We start from the raw sequence: 17,948 nt of genomic DNA, 5'->3' as shown, positions 1-17,948 counted from the left end.
AAGTCTTACCGGCGGGCAAGTTGCTCAGCCGCTAGCGCCAGGCTCCTGAGCTGCTGTGCCAGATCCTCGCGTTCGATCTGCTGCGGATCGTGGCGAGCGGTAGAATGGCGGGTCACCAGAGTCACCGGAAGCTGAACCTGCCAGCATGCGTCACCCTCAACTGGCGCCAGCAGCCACTCCACGCTTCGCTCGCCGGCCTCGCGAAAAGCCTGGCGAATAGTGGTCAGTGGGGGAGAAAACCAGGCGCTGTCTGCCGTATCGTCGAACCCGACAACCGACATCTGGCCCGGGATCGCAGTCCCTTTTTCCGCACAGGCGCGCATCACCCCCAGCGCCATTTGGTCGTTCGCGACCACTATCGCATCCGGGAGTTGCGCGGCAGATAACAGCAAATGTCCTTTCTCATAGCCGCTTGCCGCACTCCAGTCGCCGTGCGCCACCGCGACAGCCTCAAGCCCGGCCTGTGCCAGCGTGGCGTTCCAGCCTGCGAGACGTGCCCGGGCAGAGACAGAGCTCTCCGGTCCGCTCAGCAGCGCTATACGCTCATGCCCCAGCGAAAGCAGATGCTCAATCCCGAGACGAGCACCCTGCTCTGCATTAAACACAAGACTGTTTACCTGAGCCGAGGGTGAGACATCCAGAAACAGCACCGGAATGGGCGATGCGAGGGCTTTTAGCGCTTCAGCATGAGAATTCTCCAACGGCACATTCACCAGCAGAGCTTCCACACGCTGCGCCAGCAACGCCTGAAGGGCAGACTGGCACTGCTGTGGATGTTCCACCATTGAGATAAGCACGCTCGCCCCCTGTTCAACCGCCCGGGATTTTACCGCCGAAACAATTTGCGAAGGTGCGTGCAGCGCCAGATCGGTAGTAATAAGGCCAAGCGTACGGGTACGTTTACCCGCCAGCTGTTGTGCCCTGAGATTGGGGACGTAGTGCAGTTCCGCCATCGCCTGCTGCACCTTTTCCCGCGTGCGGGCAGAGACATGCTCCGCGTCGTTAATCACACGGGAAACGGTCTGATAAGAAACCCCCGCAAGGAGGGCAACATCATAAAGAGTGATTGCTTTCATGCATTCTGGCATCGCGTCATTCGAAGGCCACTATTCTGACACAGCGACGCCATGAAAACATGTGAGCGCTTCGCAGAATTAAACAACCCGCTCCGGCTGGGGAGTCTTCTCAACGCGCGGCTTATAACGGAACAGAGGCAAGCAGATCTGGATAAGCGGGCCAATGGTCAGCGCATACGCGACGGTGCCTATCCCGAACGTTCCGCCCAGCATGCACCCAATCAGCAGCACGGACACTTCAATCGAGGTACGCACGCTGCGGATGGACCATCCCATACGGGCATGGATCCCGGTCATGAGACCGTCGCGCGGGCCCGCCCCGAAACCGGCACCGATATACATACCGGTGGCTATCGCGTTCACGACAATTCCAGCCACCAGCAGCGCGATACGCAGGGGCAGCGAGGTCACCTCGGGGATCAGGGCCATGGAGGCATCTGCCGCCAGGCCAATAATAATCACGTTACTGAGGGTTCCCAGACCAGGCATCTGACGCAGCGGGATCCACAGCAGGAGTACCGCCGCACCGGTTAAAATAATCACCATTCCTATGCTCAACCCCAGCTGGATCGCCACGCCCAGGTGGAAGACGTCCCACGGATCGAGCCCCAGATCCGAACGAATAAACATCGTGGTTGAAAGCCCATACAGCCCTAAACCGACATACAGTTGTAGCAGACGACGTACCATTTTTATCTTCTCCAGTGAACCAGGCTTTCATCTTGAGCGAAAATGGCATTATGATTAATGTCCAGTTTTCAAATAGTGGACTGCACATGTCATCTCGCCGCTTCGGAAGCCAGTCATTGGTACGCCTGTTAGGCCATTGGCAACAAACCTCGTCCCGGACCCCGCTCTGGCGTCAGCTGGCGGATGCATTACGCCTGTTAATTCTTGATGGCCGACTGGCACTTAACACCCGTCTACCCGGCGAGCGGGAGCTGGCCACTGCGCTGGATGTGAGCCGGACCACCATCAGCAGCGCACTCGCCCATCTGCGTGAGGAAGGTTATCTCGAAAGCCGCCACGGCAGCGGTTCACGCGTGATCCTGCCCGACACACGCGCCGTGCCAACCCTTTCAGCAGCCAGTGCCGCGCTGGATCTCTCCACCGCGGCGCTCAATGCCGGGCCTGAGATCCACCAGGCCTATACCCATGCGCTCACGGCCATTACGCAACATCTCTCGCTTACGGGTTACGATCAGCTTGGGTTGCCGGCGCTGCGGGAAGCCATCGCCGCACGCTATACCGCGCGGGGGCTTCCGACCCGGACAGACGAGGTAATGGTAGTCAATGGTGCGGTCAGCGGTTTTGCGCTGGTCCTGCGGATGATGACCGGCCCGGGGGATCGCGTCGTGGTCGATCATCCCACTTACCCGCTGGCGATCGCCGCCATTCAGGGAGCGCAGTGCCGTCCAGTGGGCGTGTCGCTGCCGGAAACGGGCTGGGATACCCATGGGTTTGCCGCAACGCTTGCCCAGACAGCGCCGCGCCTGGCATACCTGATGCCCGATTTTCATAACCCGACCGGGCGATGCATGGATATTCCCACCCGTCAGGCAATCACCGAGATTGCCGCGCAAACCCGCACGACGCTGGTAGTAGATGAAACGATGGTGGATCTGTGGTTTGACTCGCCCCCGCCGCCGCCGCTGGCGTCATTTAACCCGCAGGCCACCGTGATAACGTTAGGCTCTGCCGGAAAAAGTTTCTGGGGCGGCCTTCGTCTTGGCTGGATCCGTGCCTCCTCGCGCACCATCGCTACGCTTGCCCAGACGCGGGATACCCTGGATTTAGGATCGCCCATGCTCGAACAGCTGGCGACGCTGTGGCTTATCAATAACAGCGAAACGTTTTTGCCTGCTCGCCGGAAGATGCTGGCGGAACGACGAGACCAATGCGGCGCGCTGTTGCGCGAGCACTTCCCTGAATGGACATTCCATGAAGCTGAAGGCGGGCTTTCCTACTGGATTGAACTGCCGGGGATGCTGGCAACACAGCTTGCTGCACGCGCAGAGATACTGGGAATCAACCTGGGGACCGGCACGCGGTTTGGTTTATCGGGTGCGTTTGATCGGTATTTACGTATGCCCTTTTCACTCGATCCGGCTGAGCTTGAACAGGCATTACTGAGAATTAAACCCTTGTGGCTCGCCCTGAATAAAAACGTGCCATCAATAAAAAGAAGTCTGGTTTGATATAAAAAATTTGAAGTGGATCATAAAATAAAAACTGCTGACTGTCACAGATACAGTCAGCAGTTTTCACCATTCAGGATTTAGTGCTGAGGAGGAATAGGAAAACCTTTCAGTGAAATAACGAAATTTTCACCGTCTTTCTTTATTTTTGCGCCGGTATCACACCAGTCAGACGCAATACGAAAGAACTCATCACTTCCTACATTCCAGCCAAGACGTACATGCTTCACGTAGCCTGAACGCAACAGATCGCAGGCCTCGTTGTAGTCACTGGCAGTTGACAGTTGTTGTTTCATTTTCTCTTCTTAAGAATTTTACGTAGAGCCTTGATTTCTTTAGGAGTAAATGGAGAAACACTCTCTTCTTCCGTATGCTGGTTATCAATATCCTCTTCCGATACTCCCGCCTCTTCTACCGCTTCGAATGCCAGCAGCAGCAGTTTCTCTGTCGTCACGCTTAAATTCTCGTTATTAACTTCAGCATAGTGGCGAAGTCTTTCTTTTAGCGCTTGATCAATCTTAACGTTTAACACCGCAGTAGCCATGTTTGTCACTTCCCTTCGGAATAAGTACTTTATTTAATACACGAACTTAACAATGTTATCCAGATATATATTTTTAAGTTATGACAGAAAAAAGACATCCGATATTAAAATGACAGTCTATTATTACAGGTTTATGACAGTAATATTTCAATGCAATGAAATATATATTACATGCAGTCAGTAAAGTCCTAATAACGTTGTGGATTAAAGGCTATTCGAAGCGAAGAGAAACAGGGAGAGTGTTGATGAGAGCAGAAATGGGTGGGGGCCCTGCCAGCTACATCCCGGCACACACGTCGTCTGCCCTGGCTGCTTCCTTCCGGACCTGACCTGGTGAACAGAGTAGCGTTGCGGGAGAACCAACAGAGCCCCCATTGAGAGCGTTGATAACCAACGCGCTGGCGCATTATCCCTGTGCTTACCGCCAATTGCAAGCGACCCGCAACTGGATGCTGGTTTCTTGCGCAAACTGGCGCAGCAATTGGGTTTATCTTCGTTTAACATGACTGTCCAGACATTCCCCACAGGTAGACGTATGGACGAACATGACTCCTTTCCACAACGCGTATGGCAAATTGTGGCCTCTGTGCCGGAAGGTTATGTTACCACCTATGGCGACGTAGCGCGTCTGGCCGGTTCTCCGCGTGCGGCGCGGCAGGTCGGTGGCGTACTGAAAAGGTTGCCCGAAGGAAGCACCCTGCCCTGGCATCGGGTGGTAAATCGTCATGGGGCGATCTCGTTGACCGGGCCGGATCTGCAGCGCCAGCGTCAGGCGTTACTGTCAGAAGGGGTGCAGGTGTCGGGGTCAGGACAGATTGATTTGCAAAAGTACCGCTGGGTGTATTAAACCCTCTCCCGAAGGAGAGGGTTTAAAGCGTTACATCTGGGTCGGAGGGGTTGGCAGAGACGGTTGGTTAGTCTGTGGCGCAACCGGCACTTCGGTTTGCTGTACCGGAACCAGGTTCAGGTCAACTTTTGTCCCGCCGTGGTTAATCGCTTCCTGCACCGTATCGGTGATAAACACCAGTTTATCGTTGATCGTTACTGCTGCGCTCAGGAGGATACGGGCATTAGGCTGCACGTCTGATGGGTTATACGGCAACACGAAGCTAAACGGTGCCTGCTTACCTTCCGTACGCACGGCACGCTGGGCCAATACTTTAGACGGCGCGTCTGCCAGGGAAGCATCAGACAGGGTTACCGTTAATACCGCATCTGGCGGTAACGCGACTTTCTGTTTAATCCAGATAGTCCCGGAAACGTTAGGCTGCTGAATGGACTGCTGTGAGAGTGTATTAATCCCGTTTGGATCTGCTGCTGGCACCGGCACCTGGGCGCTCTTTCCTGCACAGGCGGACAACGCCACCGCAATTGCTACACCACTTAGCATGGGCACGAGTTTCATTGAAGTCTCCTTATCATCAATGCACCAGCGGGATCGATCCCATCCGATGTCGTTTCAATCACATAACACAGGTAAGTTTGGCACAGATCACTGATTTATGCCTAAAATCGTCCAGATATTCAGATTATTCTACCCATCGGACCACTTTCATTTCTGCGTTATACTCTGCCTATCTTTCGCTACGGCGTTTATTGAGGACAACTATGAGTCAGGCACTGAACAATCTGCTGACATTACTGAATCTGGAAAAAATTGAGGAAGGACTCTTTCGCGGACAGAGCGAAGATCTCGGCTTACGCCAGGTCTTCGGCGGGCAAGTCGTAGGACAAGCGCTCTACGCAGCAAAGGAGACCGTCCCTGCAGACCGTCTGGTGCACTCATTTCACAGCTACTTCTTACGCCCTGGTGATAGCGCAAAACCCATCGTATATGACGTTGAGGTATTGCGGGATGGCAACAGCTTTAGCGCGCGTCGTGTCGCGGCGGTTCAGAATGGCAAGCCTATCTTTTATATGACCGCCTCGTTCCAGGCGCCGGAACCGGGTTATGAGCATCAGAAAACGATGCCACCCGCGCCGTCGCCAGACGATCTCAAATCCGAGACCGATATCGCCCGTGCGCTGGCGCATCTGCTTCCACCGCAGGTAAAGGAGAAGTTTCTCTGCGATAAACCGCTTGAGATCCGTCCTGTTGAATTCCATAACCCGATGAAAGGCCACACGGCCGAGCCGAAGCGCCAGGTCTGGATCCGCGCTAACGGTACCGTGCCCGCGGATTTCCGCGTTCATCAGTATCTGCTGGGTTATGCCTCAGATTTCAACTTCCTGCCGGTGGCGCTGCAGCCGCACGGCGTGGGCTTCCTTGAAAAAGGGATGCAGGTGGCCACCATCGATCACTCCATGTGGTTCCATCGTCCGTTCGACATGAACGAGTGGCTGCTCTACAGCGTGGAGAGTACTTCGGCGTCAAGCGCGCGCGGCTTTGTGCGCGGTGAGTTTTACACTCAGGATGGCGTGCTGGTCGCGTCGACGGTGCAGGAAGGGGTAATGCGTAACCGCGGGTGATGTTGTACTGCGGCCCTCTCCCGACGGGAGAGGGAACAAAACGAAAACGGCAACCCTGGGTTGCCGTTTTGCTTATCAGGCGTTGTACGCATTCTCGCCGTGGCTGTTGACGTCCAGACCTTCGCGTTCCTGCTCTTCCGGAACACGCAGACCGACGGTCATATCCGCCAGCTTATAGCCGATGAAGGCCACAACGGCAGACCACACGACGGTGATGGCAATACTTTCCAGCTGCACCAGCACCTGGTGAACCATCGTGACGCCTTCTGCGTACCCCACGCCACCCAGCGATTTCGCCGCGAAGATACCGGTCATGATACAACCGACGATGCCGCAGACGCCGTGTACACCGAAGACATCGCATGGGTCATCGACGCGCAGAACACGTTTCAGCGCCGTCACACCCCACAGACCCGCCAGACCGGCGACCAGCCCGACAAGCAGCGCGCCGCCAACACCGACGTAGCCACAAGCTGGCGTGATACCAACCAGACCGGCAATTGCACCTGAACAGGCACCCAACAGTGAAGGCTTACCGCGTACCGCCCACTCACCAAACACCCATGAGAGGATCGCACCCGCCGTTGCCACAACCGTGTTCACGAAGGCCAGCGCGGCGATTTCGTTTGCTGCGCTTGCTGAACCGGCGTTGAAGCCGAACCAGCCAAAGTAAAGGATCGCTGTACCGGTAAAGACCATCGGCAGGTTGTGCGGTTTGAACGCTTCTTTACCGAAGCCCACGCGTTTGCCAATCAGGTATGCCCCTACCAGGCCCGCCACCGCGGCGTTGATGTGTACAACAGTACCGCCTGCGAAGTCCAGCGCGCCATGGCTCGCCAGCAGACCGCCACCCCAGACCATGTGCGCAATCGGCACATAGGAGAGCGTCAGCCAGACCACCACGAAGATCAGTACGGCGGAGAAGCGAATACGCTCAGCCAGCGCACCGACGATCAGCCCGACGGTGATACAGGCGAACGAGCCCTGGAAGGCAACGTGAATATATTGATAGAAACTGCCCATCAGCGCGGTCAGTTCGATGTTTTTCAGCATGACCCAGTCAAAGTTTCCGAAGAACGCATTGCCCGTGCCGAAGGCCAGAGAGTAACCGTAGACCACCCACAACACGCAAACCAGCGCGAACGTGACGGCAACCTGCGTCAGCATGGAGAGAACGTTTTTGCCACGGATCAGGCCGCCGTAGAACAGCGCAATGCCCGGAATGGACATGAACAGCACCAGCGCGGTGCTGATCATCATAAAGGCGTTATCGGCTTTGTCTGCCACCGCAGGGGCAGCCAGTGCCAGGCCCGGCAGCAGTGCCAGCGAACCCAGACCCGTTTTGATTGTTGCTATCTTCATTTTCTCGATCCCTATCACTGTGTGCCAGGAGTTACTTACAGTGCCGCTTCGTCAGATTCGCCGGTACGGATGCGAATGACGCGCTGCAATTCGGCAACGAAAATTTTGCCGTCGCCAATTTTGCCGGTGTAGGCCGCTTTGCTAATGACATCAATAACTTCATCAAGCTGGTCATCAGCAATCGCGACATCAATTTTTACTTTTGGCAGGAAGTTAACGCTGTATTCTGCCCCGCGGTAAAGCTCGGCATGACCCTTCTGACGACCAAAGCCTTTCACTTCGGTGACAGTCAGTCCCTGAATACCCATGGAAGACAATGCTTCACGCACGTCTTCGAGTTTGAATGGTTTGATTACAACCGTAACCAGCTTCATAGATCCCCTCCAGTCAGAATTCGGTAATGGCCGCCGCTAATACGCAGAAGACATTGCAAGGGGTGTGCCAGAAATGAAAACCTGAGGGAAACGCGGTGCAATGAGCTTTACACGAGCGTGTTTAACGAACCGGTGAAAAAAAACGCACCATGACAGTGCACGGTGCGTTTCAGTTTTGCACCAACAGTAATGACTGTTAGCGCGCTGCCTTGTTTTGGTGCATCAGGCGCTGAGGGACTCGTCCTCACGCACGCTGGCGGCCAGCTCTTCACCGGCCAGCTGCAGCTGATACATCTGCCAGTAGCGCCCTTTTGCTTCGAGCAGCTCCCGGTGCGTACCGCGTTCGACGGCCTGACCGCGATGCAGCACCAGGATGGTGTCTGCGTCGACAATCGTTGAAAGACGGTGTGCGATAACCACCAGCGTCGTGTGGTCACGCACCGCGGCCAGCGCCAGCTGGATAGCCTGCTCAGTACCAGAGTCGATGCTGGCGGTTGCTTCGTCGAGTATCAGCACCTGCGGCGTTTCAATCAGCACCCGCGCCAGGGCCAGAAGCTGCTTTTGTCCCACCGAGAGGTTATTCCCCTGCTCACCAAGCCGGGTATTGATCCCATCGCTAAAACCGCGCGCCAGCTCTGCCAGCTGCACGGTTTCCAGCACATCCCACACCTGTTGCTGGGTATAATCCCGCCCCAGGGTGACGTTGGCGTAAAAGGTATCGGCCATGACCACCGGGTCTTGCTGCACCATTGCAACGCCTTTGCGCAACACATTGTGGCTCAGTGATGCGAGCGGACGACCATCAATGCGGATTTCCCCCTGACTGACCGGGTAATAGCCCATCAACAGGCTGGCGAGGGTACTTTTGCCGCTGCCGGTATGCCCCACCAGCGCCACAAAGCCGCGCGACGGCACATCAAGAGAGATGTCCTGCAACACCAGACGGTCTTCACGATAAGCAAACGAGACCTTATCAAACGTAATCTCTCCGCTTTGCAAAGGACGCTCATCATCGCCGTAGGTCTGACGTGGCCGGTCCATCAGTTCGAACACGCGCTCCCCCGCCACCACGGCCTGTTGCAACATAGACTGCTGGGTGGTGAGTTCTATCAACGGTTCATTAAGGCGTCCCAGATAGCTGATAAAAGCGTACAGAACCCCAACTTCAATTGTTCCATTCGCGCTCATCCCGAAAAGCATCAGCAGGCCACAGAGAACCAGCGCCGAGAAGAGGCTCAGCAGCGGACGTAGCAGGAAACCGTCCAGTCGCAGCGTCTGCATACGCGCCATATAGTGCGACCGGCTCGCTTCCCCCATGCGTTCACCAAAGCGAGCCTGCTGGCGGAACTGCTGAATGACGCTCATGCCGTTGATCACTTCGTTGAAGCCATCGTTGATATCGGCCAGATAGGCGCGCACCCGACGCACAATCGGCGTGCTGTAGCGTTGATAGATGACCATTACAATCAATACGGCCGGGAAGATGGTGATCGCCACCAGAGCCATACGCCAGTTGAGGCTGAACATCGCCACCAGCATGGCGCCAATCAGCGCTGCGCTGCGCAGCACGGTTGCCACGACGGTGACATACAGATCGCGGATCACCTCGGTATCGTTGGTCACCCGTGATATCACCTGCCCAACCGGCTGGGTATCAAACTCACTCAACGGCTGGCGCAGTGCCGCATCCATCACATCCGTACGTAACTTCTGCACCACGCCCACGGCCGCCCGGTTAAAGAGCAGAGACTGGGCGTAATGCAGTGACGCCGCAGTCAGCTGTAGCCCAACGTAGGCCACACCTAACCCCGCGACGAGCCCCAGCGGCAAATAGCTTTTCGCCACCATATTGTCGATAAAGTAGCTGATGAGCAGCGGACCGCTCACTTCTGCAATCGCGGCAATCCACAGCAACAGTACGGCAAGCGAAAGCGGTTTTCGCCACGGAGAACCATAGGCCAGCAGGCGTTTTAGCGTCGGCCACTGCGTCACGGTCTTACGCATTAGCGTTCTCCTCATCCTGTTCCGGGGCGTCGTCTAGCGCCGCTTCAAGCTGCTGATAACGATACATATCGCGATACCAGCCCGGTTGCTCCGCAAGCGGTTCATGCTGTCCGCGCTGGGCAATGTGCCCGTGCTGTAATACCAGAATTTCATTGGCTTCCGTCAGCGCCGACAACCGGTGTGCACTGATGATCACCGTCCTTCCATCCCCCCACTGTCGCAGGTTATGCAGGATCTGGTGCTCGGTGCGGCCATCGACGGCGGAGAGCGCATCATCAAGGATCAGGATTTCGGCATTCAGCAGCAGCGCGCGGGCAATCGAGAGACGCTGTTTTTGCCCGCCGGAAAGCATAACGCCACGCTCACCCACTTCCGTTTCATAGCCCTGTGGCAGACGCAGAATATCGTCATGGACGCTGGCCAGGCGCGCGACGTGCTCAATCTCTTCCTGAGTCGCCGCCGGGCGTCCGAGGGCAATATTATTCGCCACGGTGTCAGAAAAGAGAAACGGCGTCTGGCTGACCACCGCCAGACGACCGCGCCAGTCATCGAGCAGCAGGTTCGTCAACGGAATATCATGGAAGCGAATATCGCCCTGCGTGACGTCAAAGTGACGTTGAATCAGGGAGAGTACGGTACTTTTCCCGGCGCCTGTCGGACCGCAGATACCGAGCATCTGACCCGGTTTGAGCGTAAAGCTGACGTTCTCCAGTACCGTATGTTCCGTTTGCGGATACACAAACTTACGGACGTCGACATTCATCACGCCGCGCCCTTCCGGTACCGATTCGCTACCGTCATTCACCACTGGCGCTTCGGCAAGCATCGCGCGAATACGGCTGTAGGCGGCGCTGCCGCGCTCTACAATGTTAAACATCCAGGCCAGTGCCAGCATCGGCCATATCATCAGCCCCAGGTACATGGCAAAGCTGGTCAATTGCCCGAGGGTTAGCGAGCCCTGCACCACCATCCAGCTCCCGCCACCAATGGCCAGCAGGTTTGCCATGCCAATCGCGACATAGATTGTCGGGTCAAACCGCGCATCGATACGCGCAACGCGCATGTTCTTCGCACCCGTGTCGGCGGCATCGGCTGCAAACAGCGCGGATTGTCGATCTTCCAGGCCAAACGCTTTGATCATGCGGATGCTGGTCATGCTCTCCTGCGTACGGTCATTCAGCGAGGAAAACGCCGCCTGCGCCAGCTTGAAGCGCTCATGAAGCTGTTCGCCATAGCGGTTGATCGCCAGCGCCATCAGCGGCATAGGCAGCAACGCCAGCAGCGTGAGCTGCCAGCTTATCTGGGTGGACATCACAATCAGAACCGCACAGCCCATCACCAGAGAGTCCACCAGCGTTAACACCCCTTCCCCGGCGGCAAACACGACGCGGTCAACGTCATTGGTGGCGCGAGCGATAAGATCCCCGGTGCGATGACGCAGGTAGAACTCGGGATGCTGGCGGCTCAGCTGACGATAAAAATCTTCACGCAGTTCGACGGCCAGCTGATAGGACGCGCCAAACAGCAGTACCCGCCAGACGTAGCGCAGCAGATAGACAATGATGGCCGTCAGCACCAGCGTGCCGACCCACATCAACACCCGTGCGGTGGTGTAATGCTGTTCTGTAACGCCATCCACCACGTATCCCACCACTTTCGGTGGAATTAACTGCAGGATAGCAATGATAATAAGCAGGGCCACAGCGCCGAGGTAGCGTTGCCACTCCCGACGAAAGTACCAGCTTAATTGGGCAAATAATCGCACGCGGTTTGTTCCTGAAGGTATGGATCCGGCTACGCCGGGAAGTTATTCAATTAATCAATGGGTAGAGCTGTGGTGTATTTAATCTGTTCCATGGCGAAGCTCGAGGTGACGTCCGACAAGCCCGGTACGCTGTTCACCAGCCGCTTGTAAAAATCATCATAACGCTTCATGTCTGCCACCTGGACGCGCATCAGATAGTCATACTCTCCCGCCATGCGCCAGAAACCGAGCACCTCCGGCATCTCGGAGACCTGTGTTACGAAGCGGCTGTACCACTCGCTGCTGTGATGTTGGGTTTTTATCAGGACAAATGCCGTCAACCCAAGCCCCAGTTTTTCGGGATCTAAAAGCGCGACTCGCCCCAGAAGGATGCCGTCATCTTCAAGCTTCTTGAGGCGCTTCCAGCACGGCGTGGTGGTCAGATTAACGGCATCTGCCAGTGCCTGCAAAGAGAGGGTACAGTCACTTTGCAGTAAAGAAAGCAGCTTACGGTCTATTTTATCTAGCATACCCACCTCACAGAGAAAAATTTTCTCCCTTCATTCTATTTTAAAGGCCATATAGCAACAATTTTTTCTGTGCTTTTCGCTATGCTGGGCACAAAATGACAAACGGATAAATACGATGAATAGCGCCTGGGTTAAACATGCCATCAGCGAAATCAATGCCGACTATCAGCGCTCGGCGGACACCCATCTCATTCGCCTGGCTCTGCCGGGTTTTGCTGGCATCCAGCTGTACCTGAAAGATGAAAGCACCCATCCCACCGGTAGCCTGAAGCATCGCCTGGCGCGTTCGCTCTTTTTATACGGTTTGTGTAACGGCTGGATTAAGGAGGGAACCACGATTATTGAATCCTCCTCCGGTTCAACCGCCGTATCCGAAGCCTATTTTGCCCGCCTGCTGGGCCTGCCGTTTATCGCCGTGATGCCCTCCTGCACCGCGAAACGAAAAATTGAGCAGATCGAATTTTACGGTGGACGCTGCCACTTTGTGGAAAGCGCCTGCGAAATTTACGCCGCGTCTGAAATGCTGGCCCGTGAGCTGAATGGCCACTATATGGACCAGTTCACCTTTGCGGAGCGAGCTACAGACTGGCGCGGCAATAACAACATCGCCGACAGTATTTTCCGCCAGATGACCCACGAACCTCACCCTGTTCCGTCGTACATCGTGATGAGCGCCGGTACTGGCGGCACCTCAGCCACCCTGGGGCGTTACATCCGCTGTCAGGGCTACGATACGCAGCTGATGGTGGTGGATCCGCAGAACTCGGTGTTCCTGGACTACTGGCAAAGCCGCAATGCGGATCTGCGCAGCCCGGTGGGCAGTAAGATTGAAGGTATTGGCCGCCCGCGCGTGGAGCCTTCATTCATTCCGGACGTGGTGGATGAAATGCTCCGCGTGCCGGATGCCGCCAGCGTGGCAACCGCGCACTGGCTGGAGACACAGATTGGCCGTAAAGTCGGTGCATCTACCGGCACCAACATGTGGGGAGCCCTGCAGCTTGCGGCTCGCATGCGTGAAGAGGGGCGCACCGGCTCTATCGTCACCCTGCTCTGCGACAGCGGCGAGCGCTATCTTGAGACCTATTACAATGCGCAGTGGGTTCAGGCAAACATCGGCGATATTGAGCCGTGGAAAGCGCAGATTATGCAACTGGTGAAATAAAAAAAAGCCAGACCGGGGTCTGGCTTGCTGGAAGGGTCTCACTATTCGGGGGAATATGGGAGGTTGTTGTTGTCCAGCCAATGCGTCAAAAAATGAGACACTGCTTCGTTACCGCAGTGTCCGATAACCGGTAGATGGGGAAGCTCTGCCTTCAGCTGCGGCATCGCATTTCCCATGATCAGACCGCGACCAACGCTGCCCAGCATTTCGCGGTCGTTCATGGCGTCGCCAAACGCCATACATTCCTGCATCGTTAAGCCCAGGTGATCGCTCAGTACCGCCAGCGCCGATCCTTTATTACACCCAACCGGCAAAACCTCGAGACAGTCCACCGCTGAAAAGGTCAGGTGCGCCCGGTCGCCTAACGCGTCATTCAGCTGAATGCGTAAGCGACAAAGATCGTCATGATCGCCGCAGAAACAGATCTTCGTCACCGCGTGAGCCGGAATACGGCGCAGATCGATAAGCTGATAGCGGAAACCACTGTAGACATGGGCGTGCAGCAATGCCGGAATGTCATGCCCGGTAAACCAGCCGTTATCGTTAAAGACATGAACGCTGGCCCGGGTGTCCCAGGTGCTGTGCAATACGATATCTGCCACTTCCGGGTTGAGATCCTGACGGTGGAGAACATCGCCTTCGACAGAGTGAATGCGCGTCCCATTGCCGGTAATAAGAAAAGCATCCAGGGAAAACGCCCCCAGCAAATGGCGCATCTCCAGCACATGACGGCCGGTGGCAAACGTCAGGGTGACATCACGTTCGTGCAGGCGCTTCAGGGTACTCAGGGTTTTCTCACCCAGACGGTGATCCGGCATTAACAACGTACCGTCCATATCAAACGCAGCGAGACGAGCCATGATTACTCCTGAAATGTGATGCGGTTAACTTGTGCATCAGTATTGCGTGAGATATACGGAAGTAATAGTGAATAGATGATAATTATTGTTCAGGGTTTCTCATGCGCCAGCTTAACCGACTCAACCAGTACCACCGTTTGTGGCAGCCTTCCGCTGGCGCGACGCAGCAGGCCACCATCAGCGAGCTGGCCGCCCGCTGTTTTTGCAGCGAACGGCATGTCCGTACGTTACTGCGTCAGGCACAGGAGGCGGGCTGGCTTAGCTGGCGAGCGCAGTCTGGCCGCGGTAAGCGTGGGGAGCTGACTTTCCACGTCACCCCGGAGTCACTGCGCAATGCGATGATGGAAGAGGCGCTGAAGCGTGGGCAGCAGCATAACGCGCTTGAGCTGGCCCAGCTGGCACCGGAGGAGCTGCGGTCACTGCTTCATCCGTTTTTAGGCGGCCAGTGGCAAAACGATACGCCGACGCTGCGCATTCCCTATTACCGCTCGCTGGATCCACTGCATCCCGGCTTTTTACCCGGTCGGGCGGAACAGCATCTGGCAGGACAGGTCTTTTCCGGGCTGACGCGTTTTCACGGTAACAGCAGCGAACCGACGGGCGATCTTGCCCATCACTGGGACGTGTCGGAGGACGGACTGCGCTGGCATTTTTATATTCGCTCCACGCTTCACTGGCATAACGGTGATAAAGTCGAAACGGCCCAGTTACAGGAGAGTCTGAATGCGATGTTGACGCTCCCGGCCATGCACAGGCTTTTTCAGAGCGTGCTGCGCATTGAAGTTACCCATCCGCAGTGTCTGACGTTTATTTTACACAAGCCCGACTACTGGCTGGCGCATCGGCTGGCAACCTATTGCAGCCGTGTGGCGCACCCGGCACAACCGATGACAGGCAGCGGACCTTTCAGGCTCACCGCGTATAAGCCGGACCTGGTTCGTCTGGAAAGCCATGAGCAGTATCACCTTAGCCACCCGCTACTGAAGGCCATCGAGTTCTGGATCACCCCTCAGCTATTTGATCAGGGGCTTGGAACCAGCTGCCGGCATCCGGTACAAATCGCCATCGGAGAGCCTGACGAACTGACCCGTTTGCGGCTGGTGAGTAACAGCATCAGCCTGGGGTTTTGCTACCTCACGCTGAAGCGCAGCCCGCGTCTTAGCGAAATGCAGGCAAGACGCCTTATCAACATCATTCACCTCTCAACGCTTCTGCATACTCTTCCTCTGGATGAGGGGCTTATCACCCCAACGCAGGAGTTGCTGCCGGGCTGGCGTATTCCTGAGTGGCCGGATCTCACGGATGTCCCTTTGCCTGAGACGCTGACCCTGATTTACCATCTGCCCGTCGAGTTACATACCATGGCGAGTCAGCTAAAAGCGTATCTTTCCCGCCAGGGCTGCGCGTTAACGGTCATCTTTCACGATGCCAAAACGTGGGACGGATGTCAGCATCTTGCCGACGCGGACCTTATGATGGGAGACAGGCTGATTGGCGAAGCACCGGAATACACCCTTGAGCAGTGGCTTCGCTGCGATGCGCTATGGCCGCACCTGCTGAGCGCGCCGCAATATGCCCATCTGCAGGCGACACTGGATGCCGTTCAGACTCAGGCTGACGAGCATGCCCGGCATCGCGGGCTGAAAGCTATTTTCACCCAACTCATGGAGAGCGCGGTGCTGACACCGTTGTTTAACTACCAGTACCAAATCAGCGCGCCCCCGGGAGTCAATGGCATACGGCTTAACACCCGCGGCTGGTTCGATTTCACCGAAGCCTGGCTCCCGGCCACCAAATCGTGAAGAAGCTGGTCGTCGCCGTAGTCAGACGGTAACATGATGTTTTTACCGTAACTGTCGAGATGATTTATGAAACGTGCCGTCGTCGTGTTCAGCGGAGGACAAGATTCCACTACCTGCCTGGTTCAGGCGCTTCATCAGTACGATGAAGTTCACTGTGTCACTTTCGATTATGGTCAGCGACATCGCGCTGAAATCGACGTCGCCCGTGAACTGGCGCTGAAACTGGGCGCGCGCGCGCATAAGGTGCTGGACGTTACGCTGTTAAATGAACTGGCCGTCAGTAGCCTCACCCGCGACAGTATTCCCGTTCCTGACTATGAACCTGATGCCAGCGGCATTCCGAACACCTTTGTGCCAGGCCGCAACATTCTCTTCCTGACGCTGACGGCGATCTACGCCTACCAGGTGAAAGCCGAAGCGGTGATCACGGGCGTGTGTGAAACCGACTTCTCCGGGTACCCTGACTGCCGTGACGAGTTCGTGAAGGCTCTCAACCACGCCGTGAATCTGGGGATGGCAAAAGAGACGCGCTTTGAAACGCCACTGATGTGGCTTGATAAAGCGGAAACCTGGGCACTGGCAGACTACTGGGGCAAACTGGACATGGTTCGCAGCGAAACCCTTACCTGCTACAACGGCATTAAAGGTGATGGTTGTGGCCAGTGTGCGGCCTGTAATCTGCGCGCAAACGGACTGAATCACTATCTGGCTGATAAAGCGGGCGTGATGTCGGCGATGAAGAAAAAAACCGGGCTCAAATAAGCCTCTTTGACCGTGCTGGCGAACAGAATATCGACAGCACGGGTCATGAACACAACGCGCTTAGACGATCATCAACTGCAGTTTTTCCCGCAACTCCCCTTCCAGCGGCAACGCTTTCTGGGTTTTCAGATCGATACAGACAAAGGTGATCAGCGCGTCGGCAACGGCCTGGCCTTCAGGATCCAGCGTCACCGCCTGGGTTAACACGCCGCTCTTGCCGTTTAACTGTTGAAGCTGGCTGGTGATGGTCAGCACATCTCCCAGCACGGCCGGACGACGGTAGTTGATATTGATGTTGACGACCACGAACGCGATGTTGTGCGCGGTCATCCACTGAAAGCTTTCGCTGCTTTCCAGACCGTCCCAGCGCGCTTCTTCAAGAAACTCAAGATAACGGGCGTTGTTGACGTGCTGGTAAACATCGATGTGGTACCCGCGTACTTTGATTTTTGTCTGCATAGCGCAATAGCCTTTACTGTTGTTATAGGATAAGAGGTCATGACTGGTATGACCTCTTTATCCTGGCAAAATTTTGCCGCCGTGCAAGTAATTATGTGATTACAACGTCAGGTGTGAGAGGTTGCGCTCAACCAGCGCTCCGCCCATACCGGGTACTTGCTTAAGATCGTCAACCGTTTTGAAAGGACCGTACTCTTCGCGATAGCTGACTATCGCCTGCGCTTTTTTTAGCCCTACGCCATTCATCACCCGGGCGAGATCCTCTGCCGATGCCGAATTGATACTGACTCGCGTACCGTCATCATCCGCGCTTTTTCCGGCATCCGTGGCTTTCGTCTGCCCAGCTGCGGGTGCCGCTGCGTCAGACCTGCTTTGCACCGCCGGTGTTTTCGCCGCGGGTGTCGTCGCCAGCGCACCTGCGCTCATCCCGGTGGTGGCAATCGCCAGAGTAATGAACAGAGCCTTGATTCCACATTTCATGCTGTTATCTCCTTGTTTGTTGACAGCCAGGCCACAATATCCAGCGTTATAACCCGGCACAAACGGCAGATTGCAGAAATGGAAAAGGCCGCGAAAGCGGCCTTTAGTTATTGCAGAGCGTT

Annotated in this window: 19 protein-coding genes and 1 other RNA gene; 6 read left to right on the top strand and 14 right to left on the bottom strand. The window is 56.0% G+C overall.

Annotation, left to right across the window (positions count from 1 at the left end):
• Window positions 1-5: 5 nt before the first annotated feature.
• Window positions 6-1,076, bottom strand: coding sequence for a LacI family DNA-binding transcriptional regulator (locus L462_RS22480; protein ID WP_032677525.1), 1,071 nt, complete (start codon window positions 1,074-1,076; stop codon window positions 6-8).
• 78 nt (window positions 1,077-1,154) lie between these two features.
• The gene (locus L462_RS22485; protein ID WP_032677524.1) at window positions 1,155-1,766 is read right to left on the bottom strand and encodes a membrane protein YczE; all 612 of its coding nucleotides are present in this window, start codon (window positions 1,764-1,766) and stop codon (window positions 1,155-1,157) included.
• A gap of 86 nt (window positions 1,767-1,852) precedes the next feature.
• Between L462_RS22485 and L462_RS22490 the strand changes: the two genes are divergently transcribed.
• Window positions 1,853-3,274, top strand: a complete 1,422-nt coding sequence (locus tag L462_RS22490; RefSeq protein ID WP_025204848.1) for a MocR-like transcription factor YczR — start codon at window positions 1,853-1,855, stop codon at window positions 3,272-3,274.
• Between the two features lie 80 nt (window positions 3,275-3,354).
• On the opposite strand, the gene L462_RS22495 is transcribed toward L462_RS22490, so the two are convergent.
• The 3 genes from L462_RS22495 to ffs form a co-directional block, all read right to left on the bottom strand.
• Window positions 3,355-3,570: a hypothetical protein gene (locus L462_RS22495; RefSeq protein ID WP_014168888.1), complete on the bottom strand. Its 216-nt coding sequence runs from the start codon at window positions 3,568-3,570 to the stop codon at window positions 3,355-3,357.
• Entirely contained in the window at window positions 3,567-3,818 is a 252-nt protein-coding gene (locus L462_RS22500; protein ID WP_020885198.1) for a hypothetical protein, read from the bottom strand. The genes L462_RS22495 and L462_RS22500 overlap by 4 nt, the downstream gene beginning before the upstream one ends.
• A gap of 268 nt (window positions 3,819-4,086) precedes the next feature.
• Window positions 4,087-4,183: signal recognition particle sRNA small type (gene ffs, locus L462_RS24080), an RNA gene on the bottom strand.
• Window positions 4,184-4,353: 170 nt separating this feature from the next.
• Here ffs and L462_RS22505 point away from each other — a divergent pair.
• Entirely contained in the window at window positions 4,354-4,665 is a 312-nt protein-coding gene (locus L462_RS22505) for an MGMT family protein (protein WP_025204849.1), read from the top strand.
• Window positions 4,666-4,695: 30 nt separating this feature from the next.
• Here L462_RS22505 and L462_RS22510 read toward each other — a convergent pair whose 3' ends face one another.
• Window positions 4,696-5,223, bottom strand: coding sequence for a YbaY family lipoprotein (locus L462_RS22510; RefSeq protein ID WP_014168885.1), 528 nt, complete (start codon window positions 5,221-5,223; stop codon window positions 4,696-4,698).
• 203 nt (window positions 5,224-5,426) lie between these two features.
• Between L462_RS22510 and tesB the strand changes: the two genes are divergently transcribed.
• Window positions 5,427-6,287, top strand: coding sequence for an acyl-CoA thioesterase II (gene tesB / locus L462_RS22515; protein ID WP_020885200.1), 861 nt, complete (start codon window positions 5,427-5,429; stop codon window positions 6,285-6,287).
• A gap of 75 nt (window positions 6,288-6,362) precedes the next feature.
• Here the strand turns inward: tesB and amtB are convergent, their stop codons facing one another.
• The 5 genes from amtB to L462_RS22540 form a co-directional block, all read right to left on the bottom strand.
• Window positions 6,363-7,649: an ammonium transporter AmtB gene (amtB, locus tag L462_RS22520; protein ID WP_020885201.1), complete on the bottom strand. Its 1,287-nt coding sequence runs from the start codon at window positions 7,647-7,649 to the stop codon at window positions 6,363-6,365.
• Between the two features lie 35 nt (window positions 7,650-7,684).
• Window positions 7,685-8,023, bottom strand: coding sequence for a P-II family nitrogen regulator (glnK, locus tag L462_RS22525; protein WP_008503304.1), 339 nt, complete (start codon window positions 8,021-8,023; stop codon window positions 7,685-7,687).
• A gap of 222 nt (window positions 8,024-8,245) precedes the next feature.
• Entirely contained in the window at window positions 8,246-10,027 is a 1,782-nt protein-coding gene (locus tag L462_RS22530; protein ID WP_020885202.1) for a SmdB family multidrug efflux ABC transporter permease/ATP-binding protein, read from the bottom strand.
• On the bottom strand, window positions 10,020-11,792 hold the full coding sequence (locus L462_RS22535) for a SmdA family multidrug ABC transporter permease/ATP-binding protein (RefSeq protein WP_032677523.1): 1,773 nt from the start codon (window positions 11,790-11,792) through the stop codon (window positions 10,020-10,022). The genes L462_RS22530 and L462_RS22535 overlap by 8 nt, the downstream gene beginning before the upstream one ends.
• 50 nt (window positions 11,793-11,842) lie before the next feature.
• The gene (locus L462_RS22540; RefSeq protein WP_020885204.1) at window positions 11,843-12,301 is read right to left on the bottom strand and encodes an Lrp/AsnC family transcriptional regulator; all 459 of its coding nucleotides are present in this window, start codon (window positions 12,299-12,301) and stop codon (window positions 11,843-11,845) included.
• A gap of 115 nt (window positions 12,302-12,416) precedes the next feature.
• Between L462_RS22540 and L462_RS22545 the strand changes: the two genes are divergently transcribed.
• Window positions 12,417-13,463: a PLP-dependent cysteine synthase family protein gene (locus L462_RS22545; protein WP_032677522.1), complete on the top strand. Its 1,047-nt coding sequence runs from the start codon at window positions 12,417-12,419 to the stop codon at window positions 13,461-13,463.
• A gap of 41 nt (window positions 13,464-13,504) precedes the next feature.
• On the opposite strand, the gene cof is transcribed toward L462_RS22545, so the two are convergent.
• A complete protein-coding gene (gene cof / locus L462_RS22550; protein ID WP_014168878.1) occupies window positions 13,505-14,323 on the bottom strand; it encodes an HMP-PP phosphatase in 819 nt (272 codons plus the stop codon).
• Between the two features lie 101 nt (window positions 14,324-14,424).
• Here cof and L462_RS22555 point away from each other — a divergent pair, with 101 nt between their 5' ends.
• Together L462_RS22555 and queC are read left to right on the top strand one after the other, a co-directional pair.
• Entirely contained in the window at window positions 14,425-16,125 is a 1,701-nt protein-coding gene (locus tag L462_RS22555) for an SgrR family transcriptional regulator (protein WP_032677521.1), read from the top strand.
• Between the two features lie 66 nt (window positions 16,126-16,191).
• Window positions 16,192-16,887, top strand: a complete 696-nt coding sequence (queC, locus tag L462_RS22560) for a 7-cyano-7-deazaguanine synthase QueC (RefSeq protein ID WP_014168876.1) — start codon at window positions 16,192-16,194, stop codon at window positions 16,885-16,887.
• Window positions 16,888-16,947: 60 nt separating this feature from the next.
• Here queC and L462_RS22565 read toward each other — a convergent pair whose 3' ends face one another.
• Both L462_RS22565 and L462_RS22570 read right to left on the bottom strand, forming a co-directional pair.
• Window positions 16,948-17,346 carry a YbgC/FadM family acyl-CoA thioesterase gene (locus tag L462_RS22565; RefSeq protein ID WP_014168875.1) on the bottom strand — a complete coding sequence of 133 codons (399 nt, stop codon included), beginning with the start codon at window positions 17,344-17,346 and terminating at the stop codon, window positions 16,948-16,950.
• 99 nt (window positions 17,347-17,445) lie between these two features.
• Window positions 17,446-17,826: a helix-hairpin-helix domain-containing protein gene (locus L462_RS22570; protein WP_032677520.1), complete on the bottom strand. Its 381-nt coding sequence runs from the start codon at window positions 17,824-17,826 to the stop codon at window positions 17,446-17,448.
• Window positions 17,827-17,948 lie beyond the last annotated feature (122 nt).

It is taken from the genome of Enterobacter sp. BIDMC 26 (assembly GCF_000534435.1).
Taxonomy (GTDB): Bacteria; Pseudomonadota; Gammaproteobacteria; order Enterobacterales; family Enterobacteriaceae; genus Enterobacter; species Enterobacter ludwigii.
The sequence above is the reverse complement of the archived record's forward strand: the minus strand, read 5'-3'. Positions and strand labels throughout refer to the sequence as shown.